Raw genomic sequence first — 17943 nt, 5'->3', positions numbered from 1 at the left:
AGCCGATGTCCAGAACCCTGCGTACAGCCATGTGTTTCTAGACGAATTTCAAGATGCCACCGACGAGCAGTATGCCTTGGTCAAAGAAGCCTTCACTGGGTCGGGGGCAACCCTGACAGCAGTCGGCGATGTAAAGCAACGTATCATGGCTTGGGCGGGGGCGCTTGACGGAATTCTGCAAACTTTCTCCGACGACTTCGCCGCTGCCCCTATGCCGCTGTATCAGAACTTCCGCTCAGCGCCTCGACTGCGGCGTATGCAGAACCGTATGATTGCGCAGATGGACCCTGTCGCTGCCAGCGACGCAAACTCCATTGTCGGCGAAGATGGCATCGTTGATGTGCTCGCCTTTGATACGGATGTGGAAGAAGCCGAGCGCATCGCCGACAAAATCCAAGAATGGCTGAATAACGGAGTCGAGCCCGCCGAGATCGCGATTCTAGTAAGACAACAACCGCACCTTGTTGCCGCCACCCTCAGCGAAGTACTGACCGAACGCGGTATTCCCTTCCGGAATGAACAAACCAGTCAAGACCTCAATGCTGAACCTGCCGCTACGTTGGTATTCAATTTCCTACGCGTCATTGCAGACGAACGACAAGCAGCCGCTTACACTGAGCTGATGCGCGTGGCCGCTCGCTCAGACGCTTCCGAAGAGGAATCGCTTCGTTTTGATCGTCAGCTTAAACGTCTCATTCAAGATGCCCGAAAAAGTTTTCGTGATTTCAATGGCCAAGAAACCGGCCTGACATTCTGGCGAGATTGGGTCAAAAAACTGAACGATCTAGTATCCCGTCCCGTTCTCATTGCACTCTCGCCCGGTTACCAACAGGGATCTCGACTAGAAGACGTAATTGACAAAGCGCTTAACGCATTTGAGGAGACGCTCCGTCTGGACGGCGATGCCACCGCTGCGGTGAGGCGACTCTCTGAGTCGGATGCGATCCGAATCCTTACTATCCACAAAAGCAAAGGGCTAGAATTTGAACACGTCATCGTGCTTGGTGTGGAGCGAGACCTTTTCTGGGGAAACCCGCAGGATTCGATTTCAGAGTTCTTTGTAGCAATTTCCAGGGCAAAAAATCACCTGGTTCTTACCCGGGCTGGTTACCGAGAGTGTCCTATCGGGCACACCGGGCGGTGGGAAAGATACCGTACCGCTCATCTGGAATTCCTCGGTTTCGCTACTGAGGGTTAATTCGCGCCAAATAGCCGAGGATGCATGGCTAGCTCAGTATTCTTTGCACGTAGAGCTGGGCACAGTACATAGGTGCTTAGCGGTTTATGAGAAGACTCTGTAGTTAATCTTCGCTGTTTTGTCGAGCGCCCGATAGACGGTGCTGCGGCACACCCCGAGAGCCTCGCCGATCTGTGCCACAGTCATATCACGCTGTTCATAGAGCCTTTTAGCGGTGCGTAGCTTGTCGGGGGAGAGGGATGTCGGGCGCCCTCCGGTGCGGCCGCGTGCTCGGGCAGCCTGTAAGCCGGCGTTGGTGCGTTCGCGGATGAGGTCACGTTCGAATTCGGCCAGGGAAGCGAAGATGTTGAAGACGAGCCGGCCGGCCGAGGAGCTGGTGTCGATGTTCTCCTGCAGGGATTTGAACTCGATGTTTCGCTGTTGAAGTGCATCCATGTGATTGATCAGGTGGCGGATGGAGCGGCCGAGACGGTCCAGGTGCCAGACCACCAGAGTGTCGCCGGGGCGGATCTGGTCTAGGAGCTTATCGAGCTCAGGGCGTGACTCGAGCGCGCCGGATGCGGTGTCGGTGAAGATTCGATAGCAGCCAGCTGCACTGAGTGCATCGAGTTGAAGTTGTGCGTCTTGGTCGCCGGTGGAGACTCTGGCGTATCCAAGGAGGTGTCCCATGAACCTAAATGCATCAATACTCGTGGAGCGGTCACTGTTTCGACGCATAGTTTAAGGCACTGAGTTTTACGACGAAACGCACCTCTAAACCTGCTGAGTTTTCAGCCGTCAGAAATTTTCACCATAATTGCCTTTTCAGTATTTCAAAAACGACCGTTAATGACCTACTCTTCATGAAACCACTGGCTAGTGCCACGCTGCTTGCTAGGACTACGTTTGGGTAGTGTGCATAAGTATGATCGCATTATGAGCTCTTCACATGAAGCACGGACTCCTACGGTGCGTATGTTTCCAGATTACGCGGATACGGTGTTGTGGTTTACCGAGCCTATTGATTATGGCGCCGCAAAGCTGTCAGGGCATCTGACACGCGACCTCACTAGGTGGGAACAGTCGTACTATGAAGGCCTAAACGAGGACTACGAATGGAAGACGGCAAGCCTGTCGCACCGGTTTGCGATCGAGGGCGCGCAGTTGGCGCAGCGTGTGGCCGACGAGCTCGGTGATGAGTTCGAGATCGAACTAGTTACGTTTGCTGACGGTATACCTGAGCGCAGGTTCCAGGGGCAGTCCGGTGCTCTCAATTCTCGTGCTGCCGCAGCGTTTAGAGTTTTGGCCTTGGAGCTGAGCGAATTTGAAGATGCAGTAACGCAGGCGCAAGCGGCAATTCGTCGTGGAGAAAACACTGGTTGGTTCGCGTATGCACCCCTTTCGGGTACCGTTTTTGATCCACAGCTACCGGATAATTAGTAGGCTCGATCGCTGTTCAGCTACATACTGTCCGTTCGTGCGGAAGTGCCGGGAAACTTTTAATAGGGTTTACCGAGCGCTTCCAACTGAAATTGGCCCAGCCCATGAGGTAAGGATCGAATTTGTGAAAGGGAACTCTGCGGCCCAGACATTCTATGAACGACGTGGCTTCAAATTCGATTTTGAAGAAGACATGGCAGAGGGCTTCACAACAGTTTGGCTTCGTAGACCTGCCGGCCCAATTATTTCAGTAAGCTAAATTGTGTCGCGCGGAAGGTTCGGTTATAGGACAGCAAAGGAATGAAGGTCAGTCCAAGTCAGACTGGCGGTTCAACTGATACTTCTTTTGCAAGGCCCACTCATTTTGGTCCAAGAGATATGAACTTTCCGGAAACCAAGCCAACCACTGAAGCATATTTTCACTATCCGCCTGTGCTGAGTAGAGCAGCCTCCGGCGTTTATCATCCATTCATTGTGCACGAGATAACTTTGATCTGAGTTCCTCTAAGTGCAAAGCTAAAATTTGACGCTGGTCTCGGGTGAACCTTCTGGCCTGCATATCGAGAACCGCTCGACCACAGTTTTCTCCCACTCCCAACAGCTGAGATACACGAAGATTCGCTTCGTCCAGGTTCTCAGAACTTCCTATCGCGTCGAAAACCTCCTCACGCCGATCGATCGCTTGAACTAAAGCCTCGAGGATCATCATTTCTTGTTTCGTCTGCAGCTCGCTCTCATGCATGCGGCGATTGTTTCACAAACTTTAATCCTGGGGTAGACCACCTCCGGCGGATGGATTCGAATACTCCCGATTGGAGTAGCCCCATACGTTGTTCTGACACGTTCATGCTGATTCTGAGTCAATACTGAAGACGCACGAAATATCCTAAATCGTGGTCTGGACTGAATATCCAGGACGGACCGGAGTATGGCAGCCTGGCCAAGCAAGCCGGAATCCGCAAACTGGAGGTCAATATGACGGCAGAGCGACCCAAAACCGAGTTTCAAAAGGCACCATCACGGTAATTACTCAGCCGTCGGCACTCAAGATGCAGCTGTTCACCTTGCTCTCTGTGTGTCGTCCCGTAGAGCGTTCGGCAAAAGGAATAGTCATTAGGGCTAGCAGAACCGTTCAGGCTAGTGCTGAAGGATCTTTTCTAGCTGAGCTGCATTTAGCTTGCGGTCAGCGTAAACGAGCCGGATTGCTTCGCCGTCTACATTTCCAATGTCTGAGCTCCGATAAGCCAATTCAAGTCCGACCTTTTGAGCAATGCGAGCCGACGCCGCATTGTGCTTAAGTAGGAATGCAATGATCGGCAGATCAGGTCGACTTAACAACGCCTGGCGCGATGCTTCGAATGCAACTTCTGTTGCATACCCTCGGCCCTGCGCTTCAACGGCGAACCGGTAACCAAGATTCCAGAAGGTATCTCGTTTTAGTGAGCAGCCACCGTAACCAATAACTTGGTTTTCGTTCGACTCACGGACTATCCATGGACCCAGCGAATCTCTTTCCCATGACTCATTCCAAGAGCTGAGCATCTCTTCGGTTTCGTGAATAGATGAATGGCGTTTGGACGGCGCATGGGTCCAAACGCGCGGGTCACTGAAGATTTGATGCACATCCTGGACGTCTTCAGAAGTCGGCCGCGCGAGGCACAGTCGTTTCGTTTCTGCTTACATTCCGCAACTCTATCGGAGGCTCAGGACACTATATTCGGATCTGTCCCAGTAAAGGTTCCGCTATTGGGACTGCACGAACCGTCATCTAGAACTGCGATTTAACCGCCAAATAAACTCAACAGTCACAGCGCCAACCCGGAAGAATCGTTATCCCATCGATACGTGCATCGGCTTTCAAACATCGAGAAGGTGCTGTTAAAGAGTGTATGTTGAAACTCGTATGCACCATCTGCACCACCTGAAACTTTCACCATTCTGAGGACAAATGAAAAAGACTCTCTCCACGACCCTGACCATTACTAGCGCGTCACTGCTCGTGGGCACGATTCTCATAACACCTGCAATGGCCGCGCCGACAGAATCGACTTCATCTCCCATCGAGCTTTCTAAATTCTTGGGAAATCAAGAGCAGCCTAGTCACGAAGAAATCACGAAGAACCTAAGCAGTGCCGAACTGCAACTCATGGAATCCGGTGTTCCAGCGATAATCCATCAAGAGGTAGGAACGGGCGAAATCTTAAAAGTAGAAAAAATGGACTGAAGATCGAACTGACGAAGTAAGACAATCTCCACTGTCTCTTCCCGTCGGGCGTTTCTCAGTGGGCACTGAGTTGCCGCTCGAAAAAATATTGACCGGCTGCTACTCAATCATTCAAGGAACTGCGATAGCCAAACCGAATAACCCCTAAACTTGGCACCGAAGGACGCAGTGAACATCGTCCCGATAGACGCATCTACTGTCATGCATTACGATAAACGATAATAACGAATATCGTAAAGGTGGTAGATGGTGCATAAGCTTCTTATTGGAACTCGACGTGTCGTCACTTTAGGTTCGCTCGCTATCGTTGCCTTGCTGACTCTGGTTATCGGATGCTATGTCGGATACCAAGCTTGGCAGCGGATTTTCGAAGTCCAAGCCGGTAAATTGAACTTCTCCGTCCCATCCTTCCAGCCCGTTGATGCAGGAAGCCTGGACTCAAACGTAGTCTCACTTCAAGTCGAAGCGCTCCGCGTGCAGGTAGCCACCACTGACTCATCAATACAAGCTCTCTTTATCTCTTCGGCAGCGCTTACCGCGGCCGCCGTTCTATTCGCTACGGTTACCGTCGTGTTCCTGTGCTATCGATTGATCAGAGGAGCACCTTTCGCTGGCGGGTTTGCGTGGCTAGTAGCAATCTCTGGGTTCACAGCATTGGCAACCGGAGCACTGGGACCCGTACTTGAGGGAACAGCCAAGCAAGCCGCAGTTTCACAGCTGTCCGGAGTCGGTTCGGGAGGCAGCCCCCTGGCCGTTGGCGATCTCGTGTATTACGCCAGCTCAAGCTTTAATCTGATGCCTGTGTGCGTCGGATTGATCGCCTTATTGCTAACTGCTGTATTTCGGAGTGGCAATGCGCTGAACCATGACGCAAAAGGTCTTGTCTAGTGGCCAAGACGCGCAAGCAGGCCGAAGAAGCGCTGATCGTTTGCCATTTGGACGAACTGCTTAAAAATGCGGACGTGACGTTGACTGAGCTCAGCAAACGAGTGGACGTCAGCGTTGTCAATCTGTCCTTACTCAAAAACGGGCATGCCAAAGCGATTCGTTTCACGACTCTGCGAGCCATTTGCCATGCCCTTGAATGCGATGTCGGTGACCTTCTCACCGTTTACCGGAGCTAAGGAGAAACACCGGTGCAAGCATTAATGCGCGAAGCGAAGGACACCGAGACACAAACTGTCAGTGCCCTGGAGAACACACTCCGACTGCGGAACATCAGCCTCGACCAGGCCGCTCAACGCACCGGCGTACCGGTCAAGGATCTGCACAAATTGTGCATAGGTGATGCTACGGGCATCAGGTTATCCACGTTGGCAGTACTTTGTTCTAAGCTCGATTGCAATCCTGATGATGTGCTGCAGGTTGAACCCAAGGATCCGCCCGCAAGCAAGCTCCGGGGTGGAATTTTTCGACGGGCTTGGGACTACCAATCACGCTGGATGAGCATAGCTGCGGTCTTTTTTTCTGCGCTCATTAGCGTCTGCTTTTTGGTTGGACTCGTAAGTCAGGTCAACCCTGTCGATTTCTATGTCTACCACTTTGGGGCAGGGCTGGCGGCAGCGGGTGAGAACATCTACGCCGGTAACATCCATGGAAACGACATGCCAGCCGAGGGACTGCCCTTTACCTACACCCCCTTTGCCGCATTAGCTTTCCTTCCGCTCAACGTCCTTACAGCTGATACAGCGTACTTGCTCTGGTCTATCGCTTCAGCGATGACGATGGGGCTCGTTATGCGCAGCCTGCTGCCGTCGAAGCATCGCAATCAGCCCGTACTTGTCGGTATCGTCGGATTCCTTGCGTCTTGCAGCATCGTTATGGCCAGCCACATCATCTTCGGCCAAATCAATGTCTTCCTGATGGCCCTGGTACTTATCGACGTAGGGCGGAATTCTGAGAATCGAATTCTGCGGTTCATTCCCCGGGGCGTACTGGTGGGAGTTGCGGCGGCAGTGAAACTCACGCCAGCTCTTTTCATCGTTTACTTCGTCGTCACTGGACAGAAACGGGCTGCCTTGAATAGCTCCATGGCTGCTCTCACGGCGACAGTTGTTGCAGCATTCGCTTATCCAACCATGAGCATCGATTTTGCCACTCGAGTGCTGTGGAATCTATCTGATCGGGTCTCCCTCGACGGACTATTCGCCACATCGGGAAACAACTCCATCCAAGGCGCGTTCGCGGCTTTAGGGGATTGGACGGCCGTTCCAGCTCAGGCTACTACTCTGATCATTGCCGTGCTTGGACTCTATGCGGCTACGAGTATTTTTCGTCGGGGCGGCAATATCCAAGCAGCGATCGTCGTTGGCCTGACCGCTTGTATGGTCTCGCCAGTAAGTTGGATGCACCATTGGGTGTATCTGCTGCCAGGGCTACTAGTGCTCTGGGATCACGGCGGAACAAAGGTGCGGAATTTCTGCCTTGCCAGTGGGCTAATTCTTGTTGCGACCGGGCCAAATCTTGGCGACGTGCTTTTCAGCCTCAACGCGCCGGCATTGTTTCCTCTGGCGATGGTGTTGCGTGAATCATTGCTACTCATAGGGGTATGCATTGTTGCACTTTTGGTTCAACAAGCCCATACGCGGGTCACCGGCCCCATATTGAACGAGTCCGTAAGCCGTTGATTCAGCTTTAGTCGTTGGATCGGGTTAAGGCAGGGTATGAAGACGATTAGTTGATACATTCGTGTTCTCAGACCTTGCAGGCGCTGGAATGGCTGACCTTCAGTTTTGTGAACGCGCAACACCAGATCTCTTCCGCAGGTGTGCGAGATGTCCCGCAGAAGGTTCCTCTTGTGGCGATTCGAGCTAGGCTCATGCATAAACACGAACCGAACACCGAGACACGGAGGAACGTAATGCCTACCCATGAAGAAGCGATTCATACAGACGTGGAGAGCCTAAACAAGCTATCGGTGGCGTCCTTGATGTTGTCCGTGGTGGCACTCGTAGGCCTTTGGTTCTTAGGACTTTCAGGATTGGCAATCTTTGCCGTAGGTGCTGGGCATGTTGCATTGAACCAGATTGCGCATTCCGGTGGGAAGGGGCGCTGGCTGGCTATTTTCGCGTTGGTAATCGGGTATGGGATTGGTGTACTCGCGTTGGTCTCTGTCGCCACCGCAATTCCAGCGATAATCCAATCGTATGTAGTTTAGCGGCGCTGCCCATCTCAAGGTCGAAGGACAGGACCGAAATAACTGCTCAGTTGACCAATTAATATCGGGGACCACCGAAATAAGGTTCGGATGCCGCGTATAGGGTTCCGCTTACGGGACACCTGAATCGTTAAATAACGGTGCGGCACAAGTGACCGATGAAAATACCCGGTGCATCGCCCTAGGAATCTGCTTTAAGTGTGTCAAAAACGAACGATATTCACACAGTGAGAGCTACGCCCCGACATATTGTGCCCTGTATTGTGTGAAGTAACGGATGCGGCGCATTAATTGTCCAGTTGGTGACTGGACAATTTCGAGGAGCTTCATCATCGGCACTTGTGGTTGATACATGTCCCAGATCGAACGAGAACTACCCAATGATTACTCTGATGCTCTGTTTGCATCACGGTTGCTTGATGAGCCTTAGCGTCAACCAAACCTTCAGCAGACCCGCTGTTCCTCAGATGAGCGTCAGTTGACGTAAAGAACCGTTTGATACTGAGGCATGTAACCGATGTATTGCTCGCCCTTGCAATACCGCTGAATACTGACCGTGTAACCCTTGTTTCGGAGGTGCTTCACCCGAGCATTGGTTTCAGCTTTGCAAATTTGCAGGTTGTTGTACCACCGAGTCTGGGTGTCCGCTTGGGCTGCAGGAGCTAAAGCCACCATCCCGGCGGTCAGGCAGAGCGCTGTCGCCCCGGCGGTCACCATCTTCTTAATCTTCAGCACAGTTCGGTCTCCTATTCACATCAATTCGCTTTTATTAAAGACTAACTTGCTATTGGGTTCAGTCAACCCTAGCTTGGCCATTAAAGCCACAAGAATCAGGCCTACGCGAGCACGATTTTCTGACATGTTGGCATTCACCCCAGTTCGTATAGTCGAGGGGCTCGTTGCCGGTTTTTTTGCTTTGTTTGGCAAAAAATATGAGAAAACGTTCCGGGTGGCCCGGAACGCTTTGCTCGACCTCGCGAAAAGGTTATTCAGTTATGTGCGCCGTGTGAGTTCGCATCTCGATCATAAGCCGAGCAGGTGGAGCAACACAGGTCTACTCGGGGAGATTCAGGTAACTCTCAGAATTCTAATTGCAGCACGTGCAAGAACGCTGTTGCTGCATGTATCTATTGGATCGGGATAGTTACCGTGCAAGGTTGAACAGTTTGATGGGTTGAAGAGGGCGGCGAGACTGAGCTAAAGGGTTCCGCTCGCCGCCCTGATCTTGCACTTTACCTTGTTGCTCATTTTCCAGAAACGGGCGTCCGCTGGCGCGGCCGGCTGCGGACCGGCCTGGCGGCCGGTCTTCTTTTCTGTTTTTTGCTGCTGTCCTTCGGAGTATACGGGCCACCTCCAAACCCACAAGCCACTCGCTGCGCTTCGGGCGTGCTCCACCCAGAAATTCTTAGGTCCGCGCTCCTTCGTCGCTTCTTCCGGCCAAAGATTTTCTGGTTTCCGCACCCCTGTCGGGTTGATGGGTTTTGCGGCTAGCCCCGCTTCATGTCATTTCGCCAGCAGGCAAAAAACAACTGGGGGAGACGTTGGGCAGGTGGTTAGTTCCCTGTCCCTCTCACCCAAGGCGAAAGGAACCAAGAGATGCAGACCAAAACCAAAGACACCAAGGAAACTGTCACCGTCCCAGCCATTGTTGGACGGGACGTTTACGGCGAAGGGTATGACTGGATGGCGAGCCTGACGGGCACTAGCTGGAATGAACTTTCAGCATGGGGCCGGGACGGATGGGACCTTGGATCCTGGCCATACATTATCTTCGCCGTCGCGCAGGCTGAAGATGAGCAAGGAAAGCTATTCGGGTACTGCACTTATGTCGAAGGGGACGTGGCCGCGCGTTGGTATCGTACGCGTGACGCGCGAAGTCTGGCGATCAGTAAAGAGGCCTACTGGTATTGGGCGAGTGGCCAGGCCGACGGGCCGGAAGCTCTGGAAGGTTTGGACCCGCAGGAATTCCGGCCCATTGATGGACTGTGCGAACCGTTTAACCCCAGCTGGGCTCGATAAGGTTCAAAGTGCCCTTCGTACTTCCTAGAAGAAGTACGAAGGGCACTTTCGCGCGCGGCGCGGTAAACTTGCCGCGCTACGCGTTCCTGTGTGATTTTGGATCATTCCCAAAACGAGTCGGACAATCCAGAGCGTGCTTAGCTAAGAGACTGCTGAGGAAGTCAGCGGTTCGTGACTGGCGAGAGATCCACGGCTAAATATTGCACACGGTGTCCCGTTTAATTTTCTTCCGGTGACTTCGGGGCTACCGGCGGAATATACATTTTGAGCTCTGCGCTGCTCAACCCGAGACGTTCACCGATCGATTTCTTGGATTCACCCGTCTCCAGCATCTGGCCCACCACCTTCATGGCTTCGGCTTGCGTGGTGGTCTTTTTCTGCTCAGCTGCCGCGCGAAGTTCCGCAATCTTCTGTTCGGTGTCTTCGTCAATCTTGGCGAGCTGATCCTCGTGGACGAAGAACCCCGCAGCCAGCTCGATCAGCTCCTCGTTACGGCGGGTGATCTCCTCGGCCTTCGCGCGTGCTTTCTCCCTCGCGGCTAACGCGGCGGAGGATTTGCGTGGCTTACTCATCTAATATCTTTTCCTTCACCATCTACAACAACAACTTTTTGGCGAGGGGACACCCCTCGCGCACCCCGGCCCAAAAATGCGTTAACGGACTTCGCTGGCGCTCAGGCTCTGTCCTGCGTGGAGTTTCCCACCTGTGGACGGCCATGAGATCGCAAAACATCTCCACCCGCCCACACGTGGAAAACTCCACGCACGGTTTTACACAAGAGACTTACCCGGGCACAGCTGCGACCCTATTAAACCCACCCTTGGCCACACCCGCACACAGCCAAGATCGCATGTGCAAAACCGCACCAAAAGAAAAAGTTTTGATGGTCAGATCAATCATCCTTCCCGTGTACCCTCCATCCTCGTCCCTCAGCTGAACACGTCCAGTCGACTTTGCGAAACGGTCAACGACCTCCGGCCAGTATTTTTACCCGATTCTCAAAGAATTGATCTGTCACACCTCTTGCATCCTCGATAACTTTGGCCAGGATTGCTAGAATCGTGTGTGTGATGACCCTGCATAAGCTCAGCGCAGGGGACGGGTATCAGTACTACACCCGTGAAGTCGCCTCGGCCGATGAGCTGCGCACAGCAGGCCGGGCCTTGGGGGATTACTACACCGTGACCGGTCACCCTCCAGGGATCTGGGGTGGGCGCGGAGCCACGAATTTAGGTGTGGCCGGTGTTGTGACTGAAGAGCAGATGGAACTGCTTTACGGTCTGGGTCAGCACCCTCTCACTGGGCAGGTCGACCCTGAGACTGGTGTGAAGATTGACGCGAAACTTGGTCAGCGCTATAAGCGTTTCGACCAATTCGACGCAGTGCTCACCAAGAAGATCACTACGGCGATGGGTGACTTCACACGCCTGAAGCACCGCGAACCTACTGCTGATGAACGACGCATCATCCGTGCCAAAGCCGGCGGGCAGCACTTCCACCAACTGCATGGTCGCAAGCCAAAGAATAAGGAAGAGCTCTCCCAGTTCATCTCCCGGCAGACCCATAAAGGGTCCAACGCGGTCGCCGGATACGACATGGTGTTCTCCCCGTCAAAGAGCATCTCCTACCTCTGGGGTGTCAGCGACCGCAACGTCCAATCCGCCATTGAGAAGGCCCATCATGCGGCGATTGAAGACGCGATGACGTACCTGGAAACCAACGCGGTATTTACGCGGCGTGGGAAGAACGGGGTGCGGTCCGAGGACGTGGCGGGAGGGTTGATCTACACTTCCTTCCGGCACTACGACTCACGCGATGGGGACCCGCAGCTGCACGATCACATCGTGGTGTCCAACAAAGTTCTGGGCATGGATGGCAAATGGAGCGCCCTGGACGGGACGGTATTGCATAAGTACGCGGTGTCAGCGTCCGAGCATTACAACGCCAAAGTGATGCAGTACGTCTGCAAAGAACTGGGTGTTTCCCCAGTCGCTCGGGCGGTGGAGGGCAAGCGTCCGATCATCGAAATCGGCGGGGTGCCGATGGCCGCGATCGAAGCGGCCTCCTCACGCCGGAGCAGCATCAAAGAGAACCTTGCACAGTTGGTTGCTGGCTTTGAGGAGCGCCACGGACGTGCCCCGAATGCGAAGCAGCTGATTAAACTCTCCCAGCAAGCGACGCTGGAAACCCGTGCAGTGAAGAAGAAAGGCCGTTCCCTGTACGAGCTCACCGGGCACTGGCAGGCCAAGTTCAGCGCTGTTCCTGGAGCGCTGACAGGTGATGATTTGTTCGCTGCGGTGCGTGCCTATTCGAAGTCACAGAACCCGGACTACGAGCCCATAAACGTGCTGCCAGCGGAGACGATTGAAACGCTGGCGCAGTCGACGATCACCCGTCTGGAACAGAACCGTTCCACTTGGACACCGGCGCATGTGGAAGCCGAAGTGCGCCGACAACTCACCAACGAGTACCAAGCCCAACCAGTCGCAGACAGTGTGATCGTCAAGATCCGGACCGCGGCGTTGGACTCGTTGAGCCTGAAAGTCACCCCTGATCTGCCCGTCCCAGCAGCCGTTCCCGGGGCAGTGACCGCGGTGTATCGGTACCAGAAACCCCACGCAGCCCTCTACACTTCCGAGACCATTCTGGAAGCTGAGCATACCGCCGTGCAGGCCGCCCGCACCGAGGTCATCCCCGCGGCGACGCAGGGTGAATTCACCCGCGTCCTGGAGAACTTCGGCGGCCGGCTGAACGCCCAGCAGGTCGCCTTGGCTCAAGAATTCTCCTGCAGTCCCAAGCTGCTGGTCGCCGGGATCGGGCCGGCCGGCACAGGCAAAACCACCTCCATGCGCCTGGCTGTCACGGCAATGCAGCACGCCGGTCATCATGTCGTCGCCGTTGCTCCGTCAGCGAAAGCAGCCTCCCTATTAGGCAGCGAAGTCGGCGCGGAAGCAATGACCGTTGACCGGCTGTTGCGTGCCCCGGACAAGCTGAACCCCGGCGACATTGTGCTGGTTGACGAGGCCGGGATGCTTGGCACCCCGCAGTTCGTGACCCTCATCCTGCAAGCGAAAAAGCGTGGTGCACTGGTGCGGGCCATCGGCGATGACAAGCAACTTTCCGCGGTCGGAGCTGGCGGACTATTGCGTCTGCTGAATGCCGAAGGGCAGCTGGTGAACTTGGAGGAGATCCACCGTTTCCGCAACGCGGACGGCACTCCGAATCTGGAAGAAGCTGCCGCTTCGTTGGCGCTGCGTGAAGCACCTGCTGTGGGTAAAGATGACCCGTGGGCGTACTACCGCGCCGAAGGAAAGATCCAAGCTGGATCCGTGGACCATATGGCTGACCAGGTTTTTGCTGCGTGGCAGAAAGATACCAACGAGGGACTGAAATCCCTCATGCTGGCCGGAACCAATACGCAAGTTGATCGTTTGAACCAGAAGGCCCAAGCCTACCGACTGCATACAGGCCAGCTTGATGAGGTTCAGTCGCTGACAGGTCGGAACAACGCTCAGATCTATGCTGGCGATGTCATTCTGACGAAGAACAATGACCGCCGGATCAGTGTCCATCAGGGCAAAGACTTCGTGAAAAATAACGATGCCTGGGTGGTGGAAAGCATCGAAGGCGGCAACCTGCTGGCACGCCATCAGCAGCATCAAGGACTCGCAGTGATCCCCGCTGCCTATGCGCAGCAGCACGTAATTCTGGGTTACGCCGACACCGTGCACACCGCCCAAGGCGCCACCGTTGATACCGCCCACGCACTGCTCACCAACCAGAGCGATCGCGCCGGAGCATACGTGGCGACCAGCCGCGGCAAAAACAACAACCAGATCTATGTGGGACTGGCCGAGAACGAGCACCCCGATGAAGTATTGAAGGGCATCGCGGAACGTACTGACCTGAATATCACCGCGCACGAGTCGATTACCCGCGAACACGACAATGCCAGGGACCTAAACGGACTGGGAGAGATCTACCGCGATCTGACAGATCAAGCACGCAACGCGCGCTTTGAGCAGATCTTGCGCACCGTTGTAGGAGAAAACACTGCCAGCACGTTCCTTGCCGATCCAGCGTGGGGTGCTGTCACCCACCACCTGCAGAACGCGGAAACCCGTGGGATCAAGCTTGAAACGCTGCTGGCTGATGCCTACCACCAGCGCGAATTCGCCAATGCTGACCAGCCAGCAGCAGTGCTGGCATGGCGCATGGAACCCCTGATCGAAAACCGTGCCGAAGCACTGGCACAGGAACACCGTCCATTGCGCGACATAGCCACCAAGCACTTGGAAGAACTCGAACGCCGAGCTACTGAGCAAGCAGACCTTCTGGCTGTTCCGTACCGGGAGACCGCCACGCAACAGGCCGCCAAGGAAGACCTCAGCCCTTACACGCGCCGGTTGTATGGCCACCTCACCGACGACGCACTAGCCAACCGGATCAAAACCACCGGCGATGATTTGCTGCGTCAAGTTCCCTCCGACCCAGAAAACAACGAAAAACTGCTGTCCTGGTCGCTGGACAAGCTGCGCGAAGAGCAACAACGACGGGAGGACATGCCAGAGCTGCTGCGCCAAGCAGAAATCCTGGACCGTAGCCACGAGCTACACAGCACCGCTGCCGGAACGATTCTTGAACGCATCAGACGGGAGCTGGAACTACGCGAGCTCGAACAGCCAACCCTTCAACCAGCCCATACACGCAATGAACTGGGTGAATGGTACGCGCCCACCGCCGAGCTGCATGATCCGCGCACCTCGGACGCGTGGAAGCAGCAGCTGACCGGTTACCGCCAGGTGCTGGATACCGAGCATCAGCGGGTCGGCGCGGATCTGGCGCAGAACCCACCGGTTTGGCTGGAAGCGTTGGGTCCTGTGCCAGAACGCAGCGACCGGGCCGAGGAATGGCGCCGGGTCGCGGCCGAAGTCGCAGCCTACCGTCGCACTTACAACATCGCTGACTCAGAACCAGCACTACTGCCTAAAACACACCTGAAGAAGAGTGACGTGGCGCAAAGTCTGCGTCGCCGCGCGGCCGCGCTGCATAAGCATTCGGAACTGACCGCGCGTGCGCCGATGCCAGAGGAAGCTAAAGAAGAGATGGCACAGCAGAAGAATGATCAAGCCAACACTACGCTCAGCCCTACGAGCGCTGAAGCGAAGCTTGCTGAGCTGCGCCGACTCAGCCAAGGTACTGCGCAACCCACGATCGAACAGGAGAACACCGTGCCGGCAGAGCCAGAGCATGAAATGAGCGGTAAGAAGCCAACCCCAGCAGCGGAGTCGCTGCTTGAAAAACTACGCAGAAACCGCACTGAACTGCAAGATGAGCAGAAGAGCCGTGTTCAGGATGACGAGCTACGCCGCAAGGGACCTAGCGGACCGACACTTGGTTAGGGAGGTCGGACGTAGTTGTGGGTGGACGAGGTCACCGTCAGCGCAGGCATGAATTATGAATGGTCAGATGATCCTAAATTGATGAGCCCGTCCGTGCGAACGTGAGTGTTCTCTGTGAACATGGCCTTTGCGAATGTCGGCACTCTAGTGAATTTGTCCCAGCATTAGAGCTGCTCGGAAAGTAGTCGATCGAAGGACTTGAAAAGAATCTCCTATTCTTAGCAGTATGCAGGGGAAAAATCTGGTTCGACGACAGCATGTGGTTTCTAAGTTTTATCTCAAAGGTTTTGCGAACGATATAGGTAAAGGACAGCTCCTGCGGGTTCCGCTACCTGGCGAAAATTCATATCGTGTCTCCGTCAACGATGCCACTGTCCAGAAAGACTTTTATTCTCTTACGAATGACAGAGGCGAACTGGACGACTCTCTTGAAGAGGCATTTTCCAGAATTGAAGACGAAGCAGCAAAAGCACTCCAGGCAATCTTGATCGAGCCGGGCATGCCTATTGGTATCGATGATAAAAGAGATTTCTCCTATTGGCTTGCTGTTCAATATCTACGTACCGTGGGATTCAGACAATTAGAGCAGGAATCAGAATCCCAGATCATCAGAGCCGTTGTAGGGCAATCTGGGAAGGCTGTTCTAAAACGACATATCGAACGCTTCGAAGGTCATCAGGTGTCCCCAGATCGCCTTGAATTCGAATGGACTGAACTAACCAAAGATGGCGGACCGACATTAAAAAGTGGTGCGGAATACCATCAAGAATCACTGCTTGATGGCCTCTACGAATTCTCCTGGCGAGTATTCCAATCGCAATGGGTCCTTGAGAGCTATTCAGATGAAGTGCTCTTGACCGGAGATCATCCGGTAATACTGCTTGAATCAGGTAAAGTACACGGACGCGACCTTGTAGGAACCCTCTCCGCCCGGATACTCAGTGTTCCTTTGAGCCGCAAGCTGGGTCTGACTGTCTATTTGGATTCAATTTGGAACGACCGTCAAATCACTGGTGATTTGGCATCGTCGAGAGAGCGGAACCAACTGCTGATCGATAACACCCGCCAGACACTGCTCCTGCATCCGGAAGATAGTTCCTTGGTAGATGAGTACGAACTGCCGGCAGAGCGGAATTTCGAGCTCGATCCAAGTATAGGAAGAGCGCTGATACGAGAAGAGGGTAACTTTGGAGATGTGAGCCCTGAAGAGGCGCATCGCCGGAATCTCCTCCCCGCTATCTGGAATCGGTACGGAAAATCTTTGACGATCGAAGATATTCCCTGGCCAATTTCGCGACGAGTCAATCGATGGATTCATAGAACTACGCTCGATTGACACAATGGTTGTCTTATCAGTACCTATGTGTGATCAACGAAGCGAAATAAAATCTGAGTTCGGCGCCTGCAATGATCATAGTGATACCTTGTGGCTTAACTACCAGGCTTTTGGGACCAATGTTCCATGAGCATTTTTTGCGCTTGTTGTTCTGTAAGCCTTGAGATTTCTTGCGACGACAGGTGCAGCTGATCTTTCAGCGCAGTTTCCATCCATTCTGGAAGGCTTGGCGCTCGTGATGGTTCGGCAGTGGCTTCGACCGATTCGTAGAGTCTTCCCATTTGGATGATCACATCTTTGAGTGGCCGAATCTTCGGATCATCGCCCATACGTGCAACGCGGGAGGTCAGTTCGTCATAGACAGCACCGTCTGAACGTGCCCCGACAGCCCACACTTCAGAGATATCAAGTATGGGGATTCCCGTGGCATCTTCAGTGATGCGCCAAACGATTCTCCAGTCCCGATCCCCGACGACTAATTTTCGAAAGCCGACCAGAGCGCCAAGAAGAGGTTCTCCGGCAGTAGGTGATTGCTCCAGCAGTAACATTTTTTTAAACACGGCACGAAGAATGCTCGGGTCTTTTTTGTGTAGCCGGTACAGGTCAGCTACTGCGTCTTCGGTTAGTCGGACGATGCACAACCGGTCTTGCGGTTGCTTCACGAACTTTTAGACGCAGTCTCTTGGGCGTTTTCTGCTTCCAGTTCTGCACGGTTCAAGCCAAAAAATTCCATAGCTTGATCCAAGCCAGTGCGCACGCCACTATCAGTGGCGAAGCGGGCCATGACTAGCGCAGCGTCGCGTAGAGTATCCCGATCGTGGCGTAATTCAGCGATCTCTTTGGCAGAGACAACTTCGGCCACGACTTTTCCATGCCGTGACAGGGGAACATCACGGCCTGCTTCTGCCGTAGCGATTAGCGAGGAAAGTCCTGCCTTGGACGCTTCGGTGATACTGAGAGTGGTCATACAAAAACTATATAGATTTCTACCTAGATTTTCAACAGAAGGATACTGAAATTAGGCAAGTGCAATGGAACAGTCTTCTGCTCTATCCAAAGCAGATTTATCCGGATGATCAATCTTGGGATTAATCTCTGGCGTGCGCCTTGTCTACGTGCGGGTTGACTAGTTCCTGCTCGTTTTTTCCTGCCTTCAGAGAGGCTGAGGTCAGGGCTCTGGACATCGGT

17 protein-coding genes are annotated in these 17943 nt (G+C 54.0%); 10 read left to right on the top strand and 7 right to left on the bottom strand.

Annotated features, from left to right (window positions below; all coding sequences use genetic code 11):
* Positions 1–1198: ATP-dependent helicase (locus tag CIK76_RS18790; RefSeq protein WP_096289338.1), on the top strand; the 1198-nt coding region annotated here is incomplete at its 5' end.
* A gap of 84 nt (positions 1199–1282) precedes the next feature.
* Here the strand turns inward: CIK76_RS18790 and CIK76_RS18785 are convergent.
* The gene (locus CIK76_RS18785; protein ID WP_096289336.1) at positions 1283–1867 is read right to left on the bottom strand and encodes a recombinase family protein; all 585 of its coding nucleotides are present in this window, start codon (positions 1865–1867) and stop codon (positions 1283–1285) included.
* Positions 1868–2113: 246 nt separating this feature from the next.
* On the opposite strand from CIK76_RS18785, the gene CIK76_RS18780 reads away from it, so the two are divergent.
* Positions 2114–2617, top strand: coding sequence for a hypothetical protein (locus CIK76_RS18780; protein ID WP_141393634.1), 504 nt, complete (start codon positions 2114–2116; stop codon positions 2615–2617).
* 469 nt (positions 2618–3086) lie between these two features.
* On the opposite strand, the gene CIK76_RS18775 is transcribed toward CIK76_RS18780, so the two are convergent.
* Both CIK76_RS18775 and CIK76_RS18770 read right to left on the bottom strand, forming a co-directional pair.
* The gene (locus tag CIK76_RS18775) at positions 3087–3359 is read right to left on the bottom strand and encodes a DNA gyrase subunit A (protein WP_096289332.1); all 273 of its coding nucleotides are present in this window, start codon (positions 3357–3359) and stop codon (positions 3087–3089) included.
* A 395-nt stretch (positions 3360–3754) separates the two neighbouring features.
* A complete protein-coding gene (locus CIK76_RS18770; RefSeq protein ID WP_096289330.1) occupies positions 3755–4279 on the bottom strand; it encodes a GNAT family N-acetyltransferase in 525 nt (174 codons plus the stop codon).
* 286 nt (positions 4280–4565) lie between these two features.
* Between CIK76_RS18770 and CIK76_RS18765 the strand changes: the two genes are divergently transcribed.
* From CIK76_RS18765 to CIK76_RS19525, 5 genes are all read left to right on the top strand, one after another.
* A complete protein-coding gene (locus tag CIK76_RS18765) occupies positions 4566–4841 on the top strand; it encodes a hypothetical protein (RefSeq protein WP_096289328.1) in 276 nt (91 codons plus the stop codon).
* Positions 4842–5087: 246 nt separating this feature from the next.
* Complete coding sequence (locus tag CIK76_RS18760) at positions 5088–5729, top strand: hypothetical protein (RefSeq protein WP_096289326.1); 642 nt, start codon at positions 5088–5090, stop codon at positions 5727–5729.
* Positions 5729–5965, top strand: coding sequence for a helix-turn-helix domain-containing protein (locus CIK76_RS18755; RefSeq protein WP_096289324.1), 237 nt, complete (start codon positions 5729–5731; stop codon positions 5963–5965). Before CIK76_RS18760 ends, CIK76_RS18755 begins: the two co-directional genes overlap by 1 nt.
* A 12-nt stretch (positions 5966–5977) precedes the next feature.
* Positions 5978–7468 (top strand): glycosyltransferase 87 family protein, encoded by a 1491-nt coding sequence (locus tag CIK76_RS18750; protein WP_141393633.1) that lies wholly within the window; start codon positions 5978–5980, stop codon positions 7466–7468.
* Positions 7469–7701: 233 nt separating this feature from the next.
* Positions 7702–7998 (top strand): DUF4190 domain-containing protein, encoded by a 297-nt coding sequence (locus CIK76_RS19525; RefSeq protein WP_096253783.1) that lies wholly within the window; start codon positions 7702–7704, stop codon positions 7996–7998.
* 474 nt (positions 7999–8472) lie between these two features.
* Here the strand turns inward: CIK76_RS19525 and CIK76_RS18740 are convergent, their stop codons facing one another.
* Positions 8473–8733 (bottom strand): hypothetical protein, encoded by a 261-nt coding sequence (locus CIK76_RS18740; RefSeq protein WP_013350364.1) that lies wholly within the window; start codon positions 8731–8733, stop codon positions 8473–8475.
* Between the two features lie 861 nt (positions 8734–9594).
* On the opposite strand from CIK76_RS18740, the gene CIK76_RS18730 reads away from it, so the two are divergent.
* A complete protein-coding gene (locus CIK76_RS18730; protein WP_096289316.1) occupies positions 9595–10017 on the top strand; it encodes a hypothetical protein in 423 nt (140 codons plus the stop codon).
* A gap of 218 nt (positions 10018–10235) precedes the next feature.
* On the opposite strand, the gene CIK76_RS18725 is transcribed toward CIK76_RS18730, so the two are convergent.
* Positions 10236–10589, bottom strand: coding sequence for a hypothetical protein (locus tag CIK76_RS18725; RefSeq protein WP_096289314.1), 354 nt, complete (start codon positions 10587–10589; stop codon positions 10236–10238).
* Positions 10590–11087: 498 nt separating this feature from the next.
* Between CIK76_RS18725 and mobF the strand changes: the two genes are divergently transcribed.
* Together mobF and CIK76_RS18715 are read left to right on the top strand one after the other, a co-directional pair.
* Positions 11088–15419, top strand: coding sequence for a MobF family relaxase (mobF, locus tag CIK76_RS18720; protein ID WP_096289312.1), 4332 nt, complete (start codon positions 11088–11090; stop codon positions 15417–15419).
* Positions 15420–15645: 226 nt separating this feature from the next.
* Complete coding sequence (locus CIK76_RS18715) at positions 15646–16755, top strand: DUF4238 domain-containing protein (protein WP_096289310.1); 1110 nt, start codon at positions 15646–15648, stop codon at positions 16753–16755.
* 95 nt (positions 16756–16850) lie between these two features.
* Here CIK76_RS18715 and CIK76_RS18710 read toward each other — a convergent pair whose 3' ends face one another.
* Positions 16851–17417, bottom strand: a complete 567-nt coding sequence (locus CIK76_RS18710; RefSeq protein WP_096289308.1) for a type II toxin-antitoxin system RelE/ParE family toxin — start codon at positions 17415–17417, stop codon at positions 16851–16853.
* The gene (locus CIK76_RS18705; RefSeq protein WP_096289306.1) at positions 17414–17722 is read right to left on the bottom strand and encodes a prevent-host-death family protein; all 309 of its coding nucleotides are present in this window, start codon (positions 17720–17722) and stop codon (positions 17414–17416) included. Before CIK76_RS18705 ends, CIK76_RS18710 begins: the two co-directional genes overlap by 4 nt.
* Positions 17723–17943: the final 221 nt, after the last annotated feature.

Origin of the sequence: Glutamicibacter sp. BW80 (assembly GCF_002332385.1) — a bacterium.
In the GTDB taxonomy this organism is placed as follows: domain Bacteria; phylum Actinomycetota; class Actinomycetes; order Actinomycetales; family Micrococcaceae; genus Glutamicibacter.
The sequence above is the reverse complement of the archived record's forward strand: the minus strand, read 5'-3'. Positions and strand labels throughout refer to the sequence as shown.